Raw genomic sequence first — 16,378 nt, forward strand, 5'->3', positions numbered from 1 at the left:
ATGGACGCAGGGGGACAAGCCCCCGCCCCAACGGATCTGGATTTCTCCGGACCCTCGGTGTAGAGCGTGTACCAACCTGGATACCCGCCTTCGCGGGTATGACGTCGAGGGAGAGCGGGGTTTCTGAGCCAGCATGGATGGACGTCTTTGCGGACAAGAGGGAAAAAAACGCGGGCATGACGGAGAGAACGAGTGCATGCCTGAATATGAAGCCCTCTGGTTCAATCCGTACCTGCCTCCCGGTGAGCAGCTGGGGCTCTCCCCCTCGGTCACTCCCCCCCCCTGTGTCAGGATAGATGTCGTCTCTTCTTGGCAGTTATCCCCAGCAGGCGGTCTTCCAGACCAGGCCTGCCGCTATCCTGAAGCCCGTCACGCCCGCGCAGGCGGGAATCCAGTCTTTGCTGAAGCTGGATGAAGCGTGCATCCTCCCCGGGTCTCCATCCGGTCTTCTTGTCCTCTTGTCGTCTTTTCCTAAGGGAATGGGATGGAATGGACGCAGGGGGACATGTCCCCCCCAAGGGATCTTCTCCGGACCCTCTGTGTAGAGCGTGTAGCGGCCTGGATACTCGCCTTCGCGGGCATGACGTCGAGGTAGAGAGGGGTTTCTGAGCAAGCATATATGGACGTCTTCGCGGACAAGGCGGTAAAAACGCAGGCATGACGGCAAAGACGCGGGAGTGATGCTAACGGCGCGGGCATGAAGGTGAAAGCAGGGGCATGACATGACGGAATGCCCGGGTGTGACGGAGAGAGTGCGGGTGAGGATAGATCTCTCGCCCGGATTCACCCTCTAAGATATCTTGATACCCCTTAGGCCACCTTGAAAAATGGCTTTTTCTTCCAGCCTCGGCGTTGCGCTCAAGGTTTTATCCTCGGAATATCAGGTGTATGCCTGCGGTAAAGTTTATCGCCTGCCTTGACCTTGATCGAAAAATCTAATTTTCCAAGCTACCCCTTAGTCTGCCTTGAGCTTGGTACAGAGCATCTCGATCTGTTCCTTGGTGCCGGCCTGGCGGGTCATGTTCTTGGTGATCACCTTGACCGAGTGGAGCACGGTGGAGTGGTCACGGTTGTAGGCGCCCCCGATTTCGGCCAGGGACTTCTTGGTATACTTCCGGGTCAGGTACATCCCCACCTGTCGGGGGAAGGTGATGGAACGCTTGCGGGAGCGGGAGCGCAGGTCATCGGTGCTGACCTTGAACTGCTCGCTGACAAAGCTGCGGATGCCCTCGGTGGTCAAATCGGCGGTCCCGGCAGAGACCATCCCGGAGAGTAACTCCCGGATCAGTGCCATATCCGGCGGCTGCTTGCGCAGCCGTGACTTGGCCTTGAGCCCGATGATGGTACTCTCCATCCTGCGAATATCGCCGTTGAGCTTGCGCGCCATGTAGTCGACCAGCTCATCCTCCAGATTCAGACTGTGGCCCCTGAGCTTGTGGTCGATGATCCGTACCTTGGTCTCGTAATCAGGGGCCTCTATGCCGGTGACCAGTCCGGAGGTCATCCGGCTGCGGAAATCCTCGTCCAGTCCCTTGAGCTTGTTGGGAGACACGGCCGAGGTGAGAATGACCCGTCGGCCTGACTTGATCAGGTAATCCAGGATGGTGTTGAGCTCCTCCTGGGTCTTGGTCTTGCCGGTGAGGGTGTGGACATCCTCGAGCAGGAGCATATCACAGCTGTTGACATACTTTCTGGAAAACTGCTCCATGGAGTTGGTCCGCAGGCTCTGGACCATATCCGCAGTAAACTGCTGGGCAGTGAGGTACTGGAGCCGGGTCCCTGGAGCGGCATTGAAGACCTGGTGGACCACGGCCTGGGTCAGGTGACTCTTGCCCAGTCCGGTGGAGCTGTTCATGAACAGACAGTTGCCATAGGAACGATCTCCCGTAGCCAGGGCCGTGCAGGCCGACTGGGCCAGGACGTTGGATTCGCCCACCATGAACTGGTCAAAGGTATAGGCCGGGTGGAGGCTGCGGAAGCGGGTCTGGTCCACGCTCATCCCGGGGAGGCTGAGCTGTTCTCTGGTGGTGCTCTTGACCACAGGTGCAGCCGCCTTTCCCGCCACTCCCAGCTTGATCTTGGGCGTCATCCCGATCTTCTGGGCTGCAGCGTTTATCCGGTTCAGATAGTGATCCTGCACCCAGGCACAGAAGAAGCGGTCAGGTCCGATGAGCTCTATACTCTCATCGTCCTGCTGTCTGCACTCAAGCGGATTAATCCAGAGATTGAATTCGCTTTCAGGCAGAGAGGACAACAGAGAAGATTTGATCGCATTCCAGACCATGGGGGTGAGTTCCTTGGGGTAAAAAAAGTCTATGGTAGTCGGTTGAAAAATCGGCTGAGAATGACAGCCTGAACAGCGGCGTTTGTCTTGGCCCTGATGTACTGAAAATCCGATTTGCGGTCAAAATTCATATGGCCTGATTTGGAGGGGTAAATCAATCTTAAATCCACAAATTTGAGGATAATGGTAGATTCAGGGTATACAGGGGGCTTGGGCTACATCTCCCTGTTGGATCGTCTGTTTTCTGAGCATTTTCGTAAAGAGTCGGAAATACATGGAGATGAGTTGAACTTGAACAAGTTATTAACAATTTGTTAACAGAGCCTTAACTCCGTACAGCTGCATTTTCCTCCATAAAACTCTTTAATGCTCTAAATATGGCTTATGGGCCGAGGCATTGTTTTAATTGCCCTCTGCTGCGGGTTTTCCGTTCCGGCAGGGGGGGAAAAAAAATGTCTTTTTTTCTTGCTCGATTTTGTTTTTTTCAGTGGATGGAAATCTTCAGCCCGGCGGCTGGATCTGGTGGCGAATCCGGTGCTTAGCAGGAAGTGTCGGTCTTGTAAGCTGCTGAGGTTTCGTTGAAACATCGTGCTGTTGATGGGGCTGGTGCAGGAGGCGCGGTCGAGCAGGAGCAAGGGGCTTAGGACTGTCCCTTGTCCAGGCTTCGGCTCAGGGTGAAGACTTCGATGGCTGCGGGCTTTGCCCGGCGCAGGGTTTTGGCGCACTCGTTGACCGTGCTGCCCGAGGTGAAGACATCGTCCACCAGGAGGAGATGCTTGCCCCTGAGGGCTGAGCTGGACTTGAGCTGGAACGAGCCCTTAAGGTTGCTCCTCCGCTGGCGGCCGCTGAGTTGGGATTGGGGCCTGGTCGCACGGACGCGCTGGAGCAGTTCCGGTGCGATTCGGTTCCGCCACTGGGGAAAGCAGTGTCTGCTCAGGAGCATGGCCTGGTTAAAGCCTCGTTCACGCAGGCGCAGCCGGTGGAGGGGGACCGGCAGGATCAGGTCCGGGGGGTGCAGCAGGGTGCACGCACCCGACTCCCGGACCAGGGCGGCCAGGGTGGCCACCACGGTGGTCTGGCCGGAAAATTTCAGGGCCAGGAGCAGGCTGCTGACCGGCGGTGTGTAGGCCAGGGCGGAGCAGGCCCGATCAAAGGCGTAATGGTGTTGGAGGCAGAGGCCGCAGAGGTGGCTGCTGCCGCCGGCAAAGGGCAGGCCGCAGCCGAGACAGTAGGGTGGGGTGATAAAGCTGAGCGCCTGGCAACAGTCTGCGCAGAGCAGCGGCGGCCGGGAGTGATCCAGCCGCCGCTGACAGCCGAGACAGTAGGGTGGAAAGAGCAGGTCCTGCAGTGCCTCAAGGGTCCCCTGGATAAGGGGTATCCTGCCCAGTTTCTGCGTGATGCTCAAAAAATTATCCTCGGAATATCATTTGGATACCTGTGGTAATTTTTCTCGCAGGCTGTGATCCTGAACAAGCTCTCTGTTCAGGATTTCCTCAAGCCATGGCCGGACCATCCGGAGTGCCCTTAGAGGTTGGCGATGATGGCCTCCCCAAAGGCAGAGCAGGAGAGCTCGGTGGCACCGTCCATCAGCCGGGCCAGGTCATAGGTAACGGTCTTGTCGCCGATGGTGGTCTCCAGGGCGGTCTTGATGGCATCTGCCGCCTCCTGCCAGCCCAGGTACTCCAGCATCATCACCGCAGAGAGCAGCACCGAGCCGGGGTTGACCTTGTCCAGACCGGCATACTTGGGCGCCGTGCCGTGGGTGGCCTCAAACAGGGCGACCCCGTCGCCGATGTTGGCGCCGGGCGCAATCCCCAGGCCGCCGACCTGGGCAGCCAGGGCATCGGACATATAGTCACCGTTCAGGTTGGGCATGGCCAGGACCGAGTACTCCCTGGGTCGGAGCAGGATCTGCTGGAACATGGCATCGGCGATCCGATCCTTGATCAGGATCTTGCCCGGGGGCAGCTCTCCGTTATGGTGTTTCCAGAGATCGTCTTCGGAGATGGTGATATCCGCGAACTCTTCGGCAGCCAGTTCATAGCCCCAGTTGCGGAAGGCCCCTTCGGTGAACTTCATGATGTTGCCCTTGTGGACCAGGGTGACCGAGTCGCGCTGGTGATCGATGGCATACTGGATGGCCTTGCGGACCAAACGTTTGGTCCCGAATTCGGAGATCGGTTTGATCCCGATCCCGGAGTTGTCGCGAATATCGGCGCCCATTTCGTTTCTGAGGAACTCGATCACCTTGTTGGCCTGGTCGGTGCCGGCCTGCCACTCGATCCCGGCATAGACATCTTCGGTGTTTTCCCGAAAGATGACCATGTCCACATCTCCCGGCTCCTTGACCGGCGAGACCACCCCCTGATAGTAGCGAACCGGGCGGACGCAGGCATAGAGGTCGAGCACCTGGCGCAGGGTCACGTTGAGGCTGCGCATGCCCTCGCCAACCGGGGTGGTCAGGGGGCCCTTAATACCGACCACATATTTTTTCAGGGCGTCAAGGGTCTCCTGGGGCAGCCACTCACCGGTGGTGTCCAGCGCCTTTTCACCGGCAAATATTTCCAGCCAGTTGATCTTCTTTTGGCCTGTATAGGTCTTTTTTATAGCTGCATCGACAACATTCCGGGCAGCGGCCCAGATATCCGGTCCGATGCCGTCACCTTCTATATAGGGGATCGTGGGGGTATCGGTGACATTGAGCGAACCGTCAGTGTTTATTGTGATAATATCTCCAGCCAAAACAGCCTCCTCGTTTAGATAACCATCCAATTACAACAGTTTATTAGAGTAAAGACAGTGCTTGAAAAGCACAAAAGCTTAGGAATATATTCGATAAGCTGTTATCCGTCAACGACCACTGCAGCCTTGTCCCGGTCGGCAGGTGAGTTGGAGCAGCATTGCCTTTGGCCTTACTGGATAACGTTGCAGAATTTATCGGTCCTTGTATATATCTATTGTGCATGGCGGCCCGCCTTTGCAAGCAGGAATTCGTCAAGCGTAGAGAGAGGAGGAGCAAACTCTCCCCTTATCACCCTTATCCCCTGAGTCGGATGAACACTATGATATCGTTTGTTCAGTACCTTCGCGGCATCGTTACCCTGGTTGTGGCCGTGCCCATGACCTTTGGCGTCTCCCTCCTGGCCTGGCTGGATATGACCTTTTTCAGACGATCCATGGAAAAGGCCGCGATCTTCCCCCTCTTCTGGGGACGAGCCATCTGTTGGCTGGCCGGTGTCCGGGTGGAGGTGGAGGGCTTGGAACATATTGAGCCCGAGCAGACCTATATCTTTGCCGCCAACCATAGCAGTCAGTTTGATATCTTCTGCTTTCAGGGCTACTTCCCCCACAGCTTCAAATGGATTGCCAAAAAGGAGCTGTTCCGGATTCCCATCTTTGGCCAGACCATGACCAAGGTCGGCTTTATCCCCATTGACCGCTCCCGGGGGCGCCAGGCAGTGCGCAGCCTGGATGATGCTGCCAAACGGATCGCAGCCGGCTCTTCGGTGCTGATCTTTCCCGAGGGGACCCGCAGCGATGACGGCCGGCTCCAGGAGTTTAAGGGCGGGGCCATCCTCCTGGCCATCAAGGCCGGGGTGCCGGTGGTCCCCCTGGGGATCAACGGTTCCTACCAGGTGCTGCCCAAGGGGCGCTGGTTGGCAAAAAGCGGTACCGTGGTCATCCGCATCGGCGAGCCCCAGGCTACGGATCACTACAAGTCCAAGGACAAGCAGGCCCTGGCCCAGTCCCTGCACCGGGCCGTGGGCACCCTCCTGGACAGCACCAGCCAGGCGGCAGAGGATGCTCCCGGAGCCGCGGAGCAGCTCTGAGCGGGGCCTGGTCTGCCGCTCTCCCGGCGGCCGCAGCCCGGCCGATATCCAGGCGATCACATTATAATTCTTTGCAAAAATAGAGGAACATGTAATAATAGCCGGCAATGTGCCGGGCATCACGGGCCCTGTGCCTGGGGGCGCCCGTTGGCGGTACTCCAGGCCGGCTCCGGACAGGGTGCCTTCCAGGCTACACACTCATTTCCACGGGAATCTCTTTCATGCAGTTGTTGACACGATTTCAGAATACACGTTTATCAGGATTAGTGCTCCTGCTGGTCATGGCCGGGCTGTGCTGCGGCGCAGCGGTCCAGGCCATGGAACAGAATACGGTCTTTCTGCCGCTGAAGATAAATTCGCCGGATCCCCAGAGGTTGACGGCAGCGGCCGACACGGCCCTGGAAGAGGCCCTTGCCGAACAGGGCTACCAGGCCATCTCCAGGAGCGAGGCAGCCCGAGTTGTCGACTACCGGAAGAGCTGGCCGCCGGGCGCGGCCGTGCTCCGTAGCCTTGCCAAGACCACGGATGCCGATTATGTGGCCGTGGGCAGTCTCACCCAGCTCGGAGCCAGCTATAGCCTCGACTATGCCGTGTTCGACCTGCTCCAGCCCGGTGCGCCCTATACCTCTTTCCGGGAGAGCGATTCCCTGGAAGATCTCAGGCGGCTGCTGAGCGAGGCCGTGGGCGAGGCCATGAGTTACGCCAATCGGAGCTTCACCGTTGCCTCCATCGCCCCAGCCGGTAACGAGCGAATCGATGCCGGGGCGATCTTGCGTAAGATCAGCACCGAACCCGGAGATCTCTACGATCCGGCAGGACTCCGCCGGGACCTGAAGGCGGTCTTTGGCATGGGCTACTTCGATAACGTCGAAATCGAGGCCACGGACAGCGATACCGGCAAGAAGATCCTCTTCAGGGTCGAAGAAAAACCCCTGATCGGTCAGGTGGTGATCTCGGGCACCGATCACATCAAGGAAAAGGATGTCCGCGACGCCGCCAATATCCCGGTGAACACCATCCTCAATCCCGCCAAGGTCAACGATGCCGTGGCCAGGGTCAGGGAACTCTATAAGTCCAAGGGCTACTACAACACCCAGGTCGCGGCGACCATCAACTATCCCAACCCTGAGAGCGCCGAGGTGCGTCTGGTCATTGAGGAGGGGGACAAGATCACCATCGAAGAGATCACCTTCCAGGGCAACACCGCCTTTGAGGATGACGAGCTGGCCGAGATCATCCAGACCGGCACCTACAGCTGGTGGCTCTCCTGGCTGACCGAGGCCGGGGTCCTGAAGATGGATATCCTGAACCAGGATGCCGCCCGTATCGGTGCCTACTACCAGAACCACGGCTTTATCGAGGCCAAGGTGGGCAGCCCCCAGGTGGAGCAGAAGGAGGACAGCCTCTTCATCACCTTTCCCATCGAAGAGGGACCGCGTTACCGGGTGGGCATGGTCGAGGTTGAGGGTGACCTGATTGAGGACAAGGAGCAGCTGATCTCCAGGCTGCAGATCAGGCAGGAACCCTTTCTCAACCGTCAGGTCCTCCGGGAGGATACCACCCGGCTCACCGATCTCTACGCCGAACACGGCTATGCCTTTGCCCGGGTCTTCCCCAAGATCGACAAGACCGATCAGGGCAAGCGGGTGAATATCCTCTTCAAGGTGAGCAAGGGCTCGCTGGTCTACTTCAACCGGGTGGAGATCCAGGGCAACACCCGCACCCGTGACAACGTCATCCGCAGGGATCTGCAGGTCAAGGAGGGGGGCGTCTTTGATTCCAAGGCCATCCGCACCTCGACCCAGAAACTCCAGCGGCTGGGCTTTTTTGAAGAGGTCACGGTCACCCCCAAGCCGACCCTGAATGAAGATCAGATGGATGTCCTGGTGGACATCAAGGAGAAGTCCACCGGTCAGTTCAGTATCGGGGCCGGCTACTCTTCCTCGGAAAACGTGCTGGTGATGGGCGAGATCACCGAAGACAACTTCCTGGGCACCGGTAACCGGCTGGCCCTGACCGCCAACCTGAGCAGCAAGACGGCGCGTTATAACCTCAACTTCACCAACCCCAGGATCTTTGACTCCAAGGTCTCGGCCGGTTTCGACGTCTTTAACTGGGAAAAGAAGTATGACGACTATACCAAGGACTCCACCGGTGCCGGGGTACGTTTCGGCCATCCCTTCTTCGAGCGCTGGTACAGCTACTACGGCTACACCATCGCCGATACCCATCTGACCGATATCAAAGACGGTGCCTCCCAGGTGATCATCCGGTCCAAGGATATCAATCTGACCAGCTCGGTCCGTTTCTCCCTGGTCCGGGATACCCGTAACCGGGGCTTCTCCCCCAGCAATGGCTCCAGGAATTCGGTCAGTGTCAAGTATGCCGGCGGTCCCCTGGGCGGTGATGCCCAGTTCACCAAGGTGGAGGGCTCCTCCTCCTGGTGGTTCCCCATGGTCTGGGAGACCATCTTCCATGCCAAGGCTGCGGCTGGTCAGGCCTTTGCCAATGAAGAGGACAAGCTGCCGGTCTACGAACACTTCTACCTGGGCGGAATGAACTCCATCCGCGGCTTCGAGTCCCTCTCCATCAGTCCTGTGGACCCGGTGACCGGCGAAAAGATCGGTGGCGACAAGATGTGGTACGGTACGCTCTCGGTCATCTTTCCGCTGCTTACGGACATGGGCATGCAGGGGGAAGTCTTCACCGATTTCGGTAATGTCTACGGGGTGGAGGACAACTGGGACTTCAGCGAGATCAAGAAGACCGCCGGTGTGGGGATCCTCTGGCTCTCTCCCCTGGGGCCGCTTCGCCTGGCCTGGGGCTTCAACCTGGATCGCCAGGAGGGTGAAGACAGCTCTAACTGGGATTTCAGCATGGGCGGTACCTTCTAGGCGGCCTTTCGACCGTTTAGAGATCGCCTCCCATTCCCAGAGATAAGCCGAGTATGCAGTCGACCATTCAACGACTGGGCGCGGATGGTTCCGTTCCCCTGGAGATCAGCGGGATGAACGGCGCCTCTGCAGCCCTGTTCCTCAGCAGGGTGCTGGCAGAGCGCCGGCGGACGCTCTGCTGCGTCCTGCCCGCCGAAGAACAGCTGGAGAGCTTTGCCCGGGATCTGGCCCTGTTCTCCCCGGCGCCGGTTCTGGTCTATCCCAGTTTCGAGATCCCTCCCTATACCCCGCTCTCCCCTGATGCGGTTACCGTGGGCACCCGCCTCTCCACCCTCTACCGCCTCCAGGAGGAGACAGAGCCGCTCATAGTCCTCACCTCGGCAGAGGCGCTTCTGCGCCGGATCCTGCCCCGGTCGGTGTTCGCAGATCGCTGTGAGCTGATCATGGCCGGTGAGGAGATCGATCGGGAGGGACTGATTCAGAACCTGACTGCCGGCGGTTACCAGAGCTGTGAACTGGTCTGTCGCCAGGGGGATATGGCCATCCGCGGCGGGATTGTGGATCTCTTTCCCCCGGCCTCGGATCGCCAGCTGAGCGGCCCCCTGCGTCTGGATTTTTTTGGTGATACCCTGGAGTCCATCCGGCTCTTTAATCCCCTCAGCCAGCGCTCGGAGAGCGAGCTGGAGGAGGCCATTCTCCTGCCGGCCTCGGATGTCCTCTTTCCGGTCTCGGCAGGCAGGCCGGTCTGGCAGCAGGCCCTGGCAGAGGCAGAGGAGCGCTACCGTTGGCCCCGGGAAGAGTGCCGTCTGCTCAGGGAGCGGCTGGCCCAGGAGTACCGCTTTCCCGGGATCGAGTTTCTCCTGCCCCTGCTCTACGGGGGGACAGCGCCCCTGCCCACCCTGACCGATTACCTGCCCGAGGGGGCTGGGGTGATCCTCTATGATCCTCCGGCCATCCGCAGGCAGATGGATCTGGTCCATGAGCGGATCGCCGCCAACCATCAGGAGGCCCTGGCCAACCAGGTGGTCGCCTTTCCCCCGGAAGAGCTCTTTGTCTCCACCGAGCAGGTGATGGGGGCCTGCGCCGGGCGAACCCTGGCCCATATCGTCCACTTGCCGGACCCGGAGAGCGACCAGCCGCCGACCGAGCTCCGTACCGGTGACCACAGTCTGCTCCGCCAGGAGATCGAGTTGCAGCGGAAGAAGCGGGGGCTGCTTGCCCCGCTGGCGGATCGGATCATCGCCTGGCAGCAGCAGGGAGAGCTCACCCTCTTGGCCTGCAGCTCCAGCCGCCGGGCCAAACACCTGGGCGAGATGCTTGGCAACTATCAGCTGCGCTCCCGGCTGGTGGCCCCCCCCCTGGATCTCGGCGGACCCAGGGACGCAGACGAGGTCCTGCTCCTGGATCAGCCCCTAAGCCAGGGCTTTGATCTGGTTGAGGAGAAGATTCACCTGGTCTCGGCCACCGAGCTCTTCGGTGATCAGCGCCTGCAGAAGAAGCGCCGCAGGGATCAACGTTTCAGCGAGGGCGAACCACTGCCCCTGGATCAGCTGAACAGCGGCGATGTGGTGGTCCATCGGGAACATGGGGTGGGCATCTTCCAGGAACTGGTCAACATGGAGATCTCCGGTACCAGGGGCGACTTCATGCTCCTGGTCTACCGCAATGAGGATAAACTCTACGTGCCGGTGGATAAACTCCACTGGGTCAGTCGCTACCAGGGGCTGACCGACCAGCAACCCAAGCTGGACAGCCTGGGCTCACAGCGCTGGCTGGCCACCAAGAAGAAGGTCACCGATGCGGTCTGGAAGGTGGCCCAGGAACTCCTGGAGATCTATGGTCAGCGGGCCATGCGCAAGGGGCATCAGTTTTCGCCTCCCGGAGAGCTCTATCGGGAGCTGGAGGAATCCTTTCCCTTTGACGAGACCCCGGGTCAGGCCAAGGCCATCGATGAGACCCTGGCCGATCTCACCAGTGGTCAGCCCATGGACCGGCTGGTCTGCGGCGATGTGGGGTACGGCAAGACCGAGGTGGCCGCCCGGGCCGCCTTCAAGGTGATCGAGGATGGCTTCCAGGTGGCGGTGCTGGTTCCGACCACGGTCCTGGCCGAGCAGCATGCCGCCACCTTCAGGGATCGTTTCACCTCCTTTCCGGTGGAGGTGGCCTGCCTGAACCGTTTTCGCACCAGCAAGCAGCAGAAGGAGATCAGCGCCGGCCTGGCCGAGGGGAGCATCGACCTGGTGGTGGGCACCCACCGGCTGCTCTCCAAGGATATCAACTTCAGCCGGCTGGGACTGTTGATCATCGATGAGGAACATCGCTTCGGGGTCAGCCATAAGGAGAAGATCAAGAAGTTCAAGGCCTCGGTGGATGTCCTCACCCTGACCGCCACCCCCATCCCCCGGACCCTGCAGATGTCGCTTCTGGGCATAAGGGACCTGTCGGTGATCTCCACCCCGCCCCAGCAACGGCGCTCGGTGAAGACCTTTCTGGCCAAGCATGATCAGCTGGTGATCCGGGAGGCGGCCCAGCGGGAGCTGCTCCGCGGCGGCCAGCTCTTCTTTGTCCACAACCGGGTCAGGACCATCTACCGGGTGGCGGAAAACATCGCCTCCCTGGTGCCCCATGCCCGGATCGGCATTGCCCACGGCCAGATGACCGGGCCCCAGCTGGAAGAGGTCATGGTCCAGTTCATCAACCATGAGCTGGATATCCTGGTCTGTACCACCATCATCGAGTCGGGCCTGGATATCCCCAATGCCAACACCATCCTGATCAACCGGGCCGATCATCTCGGTCTGGCTGATATCTATCAGCTCCGGGGCCGGGTGGGCCGCTCCTCACGCCAGGCCTTTGCCTACCTCTTTGTCCCCTCCCTGGAGCAGTTGAGCAAGGATGCCAAGAAGCGTCTTCGGGCCCTGATGGATCATTCCGAGCTGGGCGGCGGCTTTAAGCTGGCCATGAACGATCTCCAGATCAGGGGCGGGGGCAACCTCCTGGGGGTCTCCCAGTCCGGTCACATCGCTGCGGTGGGCTATGATCTCTACCTGGAACTGCTCCAGGCCACGGTGGCGGATTTAAAGAAGCAGGCCGCAACCCCGGAGGGAGAACAACCGCCCATGGAGGTGGATCCCGAGGTGAAGCTGCAGTTGGCAGCCTTCCTGCCGGACCGCTATGTGATGGAGACCTCCCAGCGCTACCAGCTCTATCGGCGGATCTCCGCCCTGGGCAGCGGCACGGATGCGGCCTTGGAGGAGCTCAGCGAAGAGCTGGAGGATCGCTACGGTCCCCTGCCTGTGGAGGCCTCCAACCTGCTCCGGATCATCCAGCTCAAGCAACGGCTCGGTCCCCTGGGGATCAACAAGTTGGAGCAGGGGCCAGGCACCTTTATCCTCAGCTTTGTCGAGCAGACCCCGGTGGAGCCCCAACGCCTCCTGGAGCTGGTGAATCAATCCGTCAAGGCTGCCAAGAAGAACCGGTCAGCAGTCGTCGTACGCCTGACCCCGGACAATCGTCTCATTGTACCGCTGAACTCTGAGCAAAACCTGTTCCAGCAGATCGCCGCTCTCTTGGATCGCCTTTAGGAATGATGTGCATGCACGAACACTGTCATAAAAAAACAGCCGAATTTTCATGGGATGATATCGACACGGTCCTCCTGGACATGGACGGTACGCTCCTGGATAAACATTTTGATGACTATTTCTGGGAACAGTACCTGCCCGAGCACTACAGTCTGATCCACGGGATCTCCGTGGAGGCGGCCAAGAAAGAGCTGCTCTCCCGCTACTGCCAGGTAGAGAACACCCTGGCCTGGGCAGACACGGATTTCTGGTCCAGGGAGTTGGGGCTGGATATTCCTGAGCTCAAGCTGCGGATCAACCATCTGATCGGGGTGCACCCCTATGTGATCGAGTTTCTGGAGTTCTGCCTGCAGATGCGCAAAAACCTCTATCTGGTGACCAATGCCCATGCCAGTACCCTCTCCATCAAGCTCGAGAGGACGGCCATCGGCCCCTGGTTCGATCGGGTGGTCTGTGCGGCAGAGGTGGGTCTGGCCAAGGAGGAACCCTTGTTCTGGGAGGGCCTGGAGAAAATGCTCAACTTCGACCGGAAGCGAACCCTGCTGGTGGATGACACCGAGCAGGTGCTCTTTTCTGCCGAGCAGTACGGCATGGGCCATCTGCTCTTTGTGGCTCGTCCGAGCAGCCGTCAACGGACCCGCTATTCCTGCCGTTTCCCCTCCATTGAATACTTCAAGGAGCTGCTGCCCAGGTAGGGCAAAGGACGAGCGGAGCTCCGCATCCGCCCAGGGCCCCAGGATGGATAAAAAAAAAGGCTGCCTCTTTACCAGAGGCAGCCTTTTTTGTTTGTCGGGCCGAGGGGGTGAGGCAGGGCTCAGCCGCGTCGGCACTGGCGGATATAATCCTTGGCCAGAGAGGGGTGGTCAGAGATGATCTGTCCCTTTTCCGCCCCCATCTCCTTGACCAGATGATTCATCACCTGGGCATAGGTCATATCCTTTTGCAGGGTCTCTTCAACCAGGGCGGCGATTCGCTCCTGGTCTGCCGTATCCTCAAAGTAGCTGAACAGCCGGTGCTCCTCCTCGGCTGCAGCAGCCCCTACTTCTTCCTCCGGATGGCTCTGGGCAATCCCGGCAATGGAGTCCTGCACCTCGAGCTGCAGCCGCTCCACCAGGTCAACCAGGGGCTTGATGTCCTCCTTGCTGGCCACGTCCTTCTGCTCGATGTGACTCAGGCGATGGGGCAGGTCGCCCAGGAGTTTTTCCGAAGAGACCTCCTTGAGCTTAGCGGCGGCATCTTCAATCTTGGTTTCCAGACCGGCGAGCACCTCGTGGAGGTTGTCCAGGGCACTGCCCGAGGTCTTGACCTCTTCGGCCACCTCTTTGAGCTTGTCGTGGGGAACAAAGGCGGCCATCTTGGCCTCCAGGGCATGGATCTTGGCGCTTAACTCTTCCAGCCGGTTGTCCAGGGCCTTGTGGACCTCATCCACCTTGTGGAGCTCAGAGGCCACGACCGTCTCCCGTTCGCTGTCAGGTCCAGCCTGCTGAGCGCTGCCTGCTTTGATCTCGGCAACACTGGCCAGGCCTTCGGCGAGCCAGGTCTTGAGCTTAACGATCAGTGCCTGATACATCTCTGCGGAACTCTCGCGGTTAACCATGGCTGCAGCACCCAGAAAGATCCCGAAGAGGACCGCCAGGCAGACGGCCAGGCCGATAACCATGCCAATGGCCCACTGGACCAGGTGAATAGCACCAACCACCAGGGCGGCGATGGCACCCCATACACTGCCTTCGGCTGAGGTACCGGTGAGGTAGACCAACAGCATGAAGATTAGCAGCACTGCTCCTGCCTTGAGCAGCGGGGCACGCATGAGATTCTGTTTCATGAAATACTCCTCCAGGTCAATAGTCTTGACTGCACCGCCATCTCGACCACAAAGTGGGGGTAGCTAGTCATAATCGGCTCAAATATCTGTGAAGGTTTTAGTGTATTTGTGAATGAACAGCAAGGGAATTTTATGCCGCCTTGGCCGCCTTATCCCTGTTAAAAGGGCTGGTTTTAGGGGGCGAAAGGGGAGCCCAGGTACGGAATTCAACCCCTGGGGGCGCCTCGGCCAGTTTCTGGGCAAAGGATGATATGGTCGTCTTTTCAAGGGGAAGGGGGACCTGACCCTGTTGAGGGGGGGGGTGGCTGCCATGGCCATGGAGGGCAGGGGGTGCTGCCATCTATAAATCTAATATTTTTGATCTATAAAATTTATATTTAGCTTTAGTTTGCTCGAGGGATAGGGTATAAATGATGTTCGCATTGTGACATTCTATGAAATTATCATGTTTGCTACGGAGGTGTATAGAGATGGAAGAAATCGTAATACCCACCGCTAATGAGGCGCTTGAGCGGCTGCTGGCCGGCAACGAGCGTTTTATTAAGGGTACCCTGGAACATCCTAATCATTGTGAAGAGTCACGAGCCGGCCTGGTGCAAGGCCAGGCGCCCATAGCGGTAGTCTTAACCTGTGCAGATTCCCGAGTTCCTCCTGTCGATATTTTTGATCAAGGCCTGGGCGATCTCTTTGTCCTGCGGGTGGCTGGAAATATTGTCAACGATCAGATTCTCGGAAGTATTGAATATGCAGTATCCCACCTGAACTCTCCCCTGGTGTTGGTGATGGGCCATACCTGCTGCGGAGCGGTGAGTGCGGTTGCCGGTGGAGCCCGGCTTGGCGGTCATATCGCCAGTCTGATGCCGCCCATTGACGCCGCCGTCAAGAATGTGCAGGGTCAGGAAGGTAATCCCGTGGATAATGCCTCCATGGAACTGGCCAGGAATATGGCCACCAAGATCGAGGAGTCTGAGCCCATCGTCGCCGATCTGGTCAAGGAGGGTAAGGTCAAGGTCGCCTCCTGCTTCTACGAGTTGGACAGCGGTAAGGTCATTATGCTCTAGGCTCCCTTGGATAACTGCTATTTTGCCCAATCTCGGCGTTATGCTCAAAAAAGTTTCCTCGGAATATCATTTGTATACCTGTGGCGATTTTGATCACATGCCTTGACCTTGAACAAAATATTTCATTATTCAAGCTACCCTCCAGTCTCTCTTGGGGCGGTTTTGCTGACGCAGGGTGGCCGCGCTTGCGGCTAATCCTGCGTCTCTTTTTCTTTTTCTGCCGCTGGTTTTCCTTCGAGTTCTCTCTGACTGTCTCCTCTTCAGCTCGGGTCACGCCGCCGGCCCTGTTGTTCTTATCGCCCCCTTCCCCTCCTCCCTCAGTCACTCCCTTCTCTCAGTCACTCCCTCCCCTCTCAGCCACTTATTCTCTGGCTGTTATTTCCGTGCAGGCTGGAATTTTAGACCAGGCCTGTCGATATCCGGAAGTCCGTCATTCCCGCGTAGGCGGGAATCCAGTCTCTGCTGAAGCTGGATGAAGCGTGCAGCCTCCCCGGGGTTTCATCCGGTCTTCTTGTCGTCTTGTCCTAAAGGTGATGGGCTGGAAGCAGCGGGAGCTCTCCCCCTCGGTCACTCATTCTCTGGCTGTTATTTCCGTGCAGGCTGGAATGTTAGACCAGGCCTGTCGATATCCGGAAGTCCGTCATTCCCGCGCAGGCGGGAATCCAGTCTTTGTTGAACCGTGTAGCCTCCCCTGGTCTCCATCCGGTCTTCTTGTCCTCTTGTCGTCTTTTCCTGAAGGGGATGGGATGGACCCAGGGGAGAGCTGAACCCCAAGGGATATCTCGGGGCCTCAATGTAGAGAGTGTACCTGCCTGGATACCCGCCTTCGCGGGCATGACATCAATGTAGAGCGGGCCTTCCGAGCAGGCCTGGATGGACGTCTTTGCGGACAAGAGGGTA

General features: G+C 58.8%; 10 protein-coding genes. 5 read left to right on the plus strand and 5 right to left on the minus strand.

What is annotated here, in order from left to right; genetic code table 11:
- Positions 1–955: 955 nt before the first annotated feature.
- From dnaA to icd, 3 genes are all read right to left on the minus strand, one after another.
- On the minus strand, positions 956–2,284 hold the full coding sequence (dnaA, locus tag G494_RS0113975; RefSeq protein WP_028585043.1) for a chromosomal replication initiator protein DnaA: 1,329 nt from the start codon (positions 2,282–2,284) through the stop codon (positions 956–958).
- A 640-nt stretch (positions 2,285–2,924) separates the two neighbouring features.
- Positions 2,925–3,689, minus strand: coding sequence for a ComF family protein (locus G494_RS23580; RefSeq protein ID WP_051305705.1), 765 nt, complete (start codon positions 3,687–3,689; stop codon positions 2,925–2,927).
- Positions 3,690–3,808: 119 nt separating this feature from the next.
- A complete protein-coding gene (gene icd, locus G494_RS0113985; protein WP_028585044.1) occupies positions 3,809–5,026 on the minus strand; it encodes an isocitrate dehydrogenase (NADP(+)) in 1,218 nt (405 codons plus the stop codon).
- 320 nt (positions 5,027–5,346) lie between these two features.
- Between icd and G494_RS23585 the strand changes: the two genes are divergently transcribed.
- From G494_RS23585 to G494_RS0114005, 4 genes are all read left to right on the plus strand, one after another.
- Entirely contained in the window at positions 5,347–6,114 is a 768-nt protein-coding gene (locus G494_RS23585) for a lysophospholipid acyltransferase family protein (protein ID WP_232362557.1), read from the plus strand.
- Positions 6,115–6,335: 221 nt separating this feature from the next.
- The gene (bamA, locus tag G494_RS0113995; protein WP_028585045.1) at positions 6,336–9,008 is read left to right on the plus strand and encodes an outer membrane protein assembly factor BamA; all 2,673 of its coding nucleotides are present in this window, start codon (positions 6,336–6,338) and stop codon (positions 9,006–9,008) included.
- Between the two features lie 53 nt (positions 9,009–9,061).
- Positions 9,062–12,592, plus strand: a complete 3,531-nt coding sequence (gene mfd, locus G494_RS0114000; RefSeq protein ID WP_028585046.1) for a transcription-repair coupling factor — start codon at positions 9,062–9,064, stop codon at positions 12,590–12,592.
- 11 nt (positions 12,593–12,603) lie between these two features.
- A complete protein-coding gene (locus G494_RS0114005) occupies positions 12,604–13,287 on the plus strand; it encodes an HAD-IA family hydrolase (protein ID WP_051305707.1) in 684 nt (227 codons plus the stop codon).
- 119 nt (positions 13,288–13,406) lie between these two features.
- Here the strand turns inward: G494_RS0114005 and G494_RS0114010 are convergent, their stop codons facing one another.
- Both G494_RS0114010 and G494_RS26880 read right to left on the minus strand, forming a co-directional pair.
- Positions 13,407–14,417 (minus strand): hypothetical protein, encoded by a 1,011-nt coding sequence (locus G494_RS0114010; RefSeq protein ID WP_028585048.1) that lies wholly within the window; start codon positions 14,415–14,417, stop codon positions 13,407–13,409.
- A 130-nt stretch (positions 14,418–14,547) separates the two neighbouring features.
- A complete protein-coding gene (locus tag G494_RS26880) occupies positions 14,548–14,757 on the minus strand; it encodes a hypothetical protein (protein ID WP_153305879.1) in 210 nt (69 codons plus the stop codon).
- A 130-nt stretch (positions 14,758–14,887) separates the two neighbouring features.
- Between G494_RS26880 and G494_RS0114015 the strand changes: the two genes are divergently transcribed.
- Positions 14,888–15,478, plus strand: coding sequence for a carbonic anhydrase (locus G494_RS0114015; protein WP_028585049.1), 591 nt, complete (start codon positions 14,888–14,890; stop codon positions 15,476–15,478).
- Positions 15,479–16,378: the final 900 nt, after the last annotated feature.

Origin of the sequence: Desulfogranum mediterraneum DSM 13871 (genome assembly GCF_000429965.1) — a bacterium.
Lineage (GTDB): Bacteria > Desulfobacterota > Desulfobulbia > Desulfobulbales > Desulfobulbaceae > Desulfogranum > Desulfogranum mediterraneum.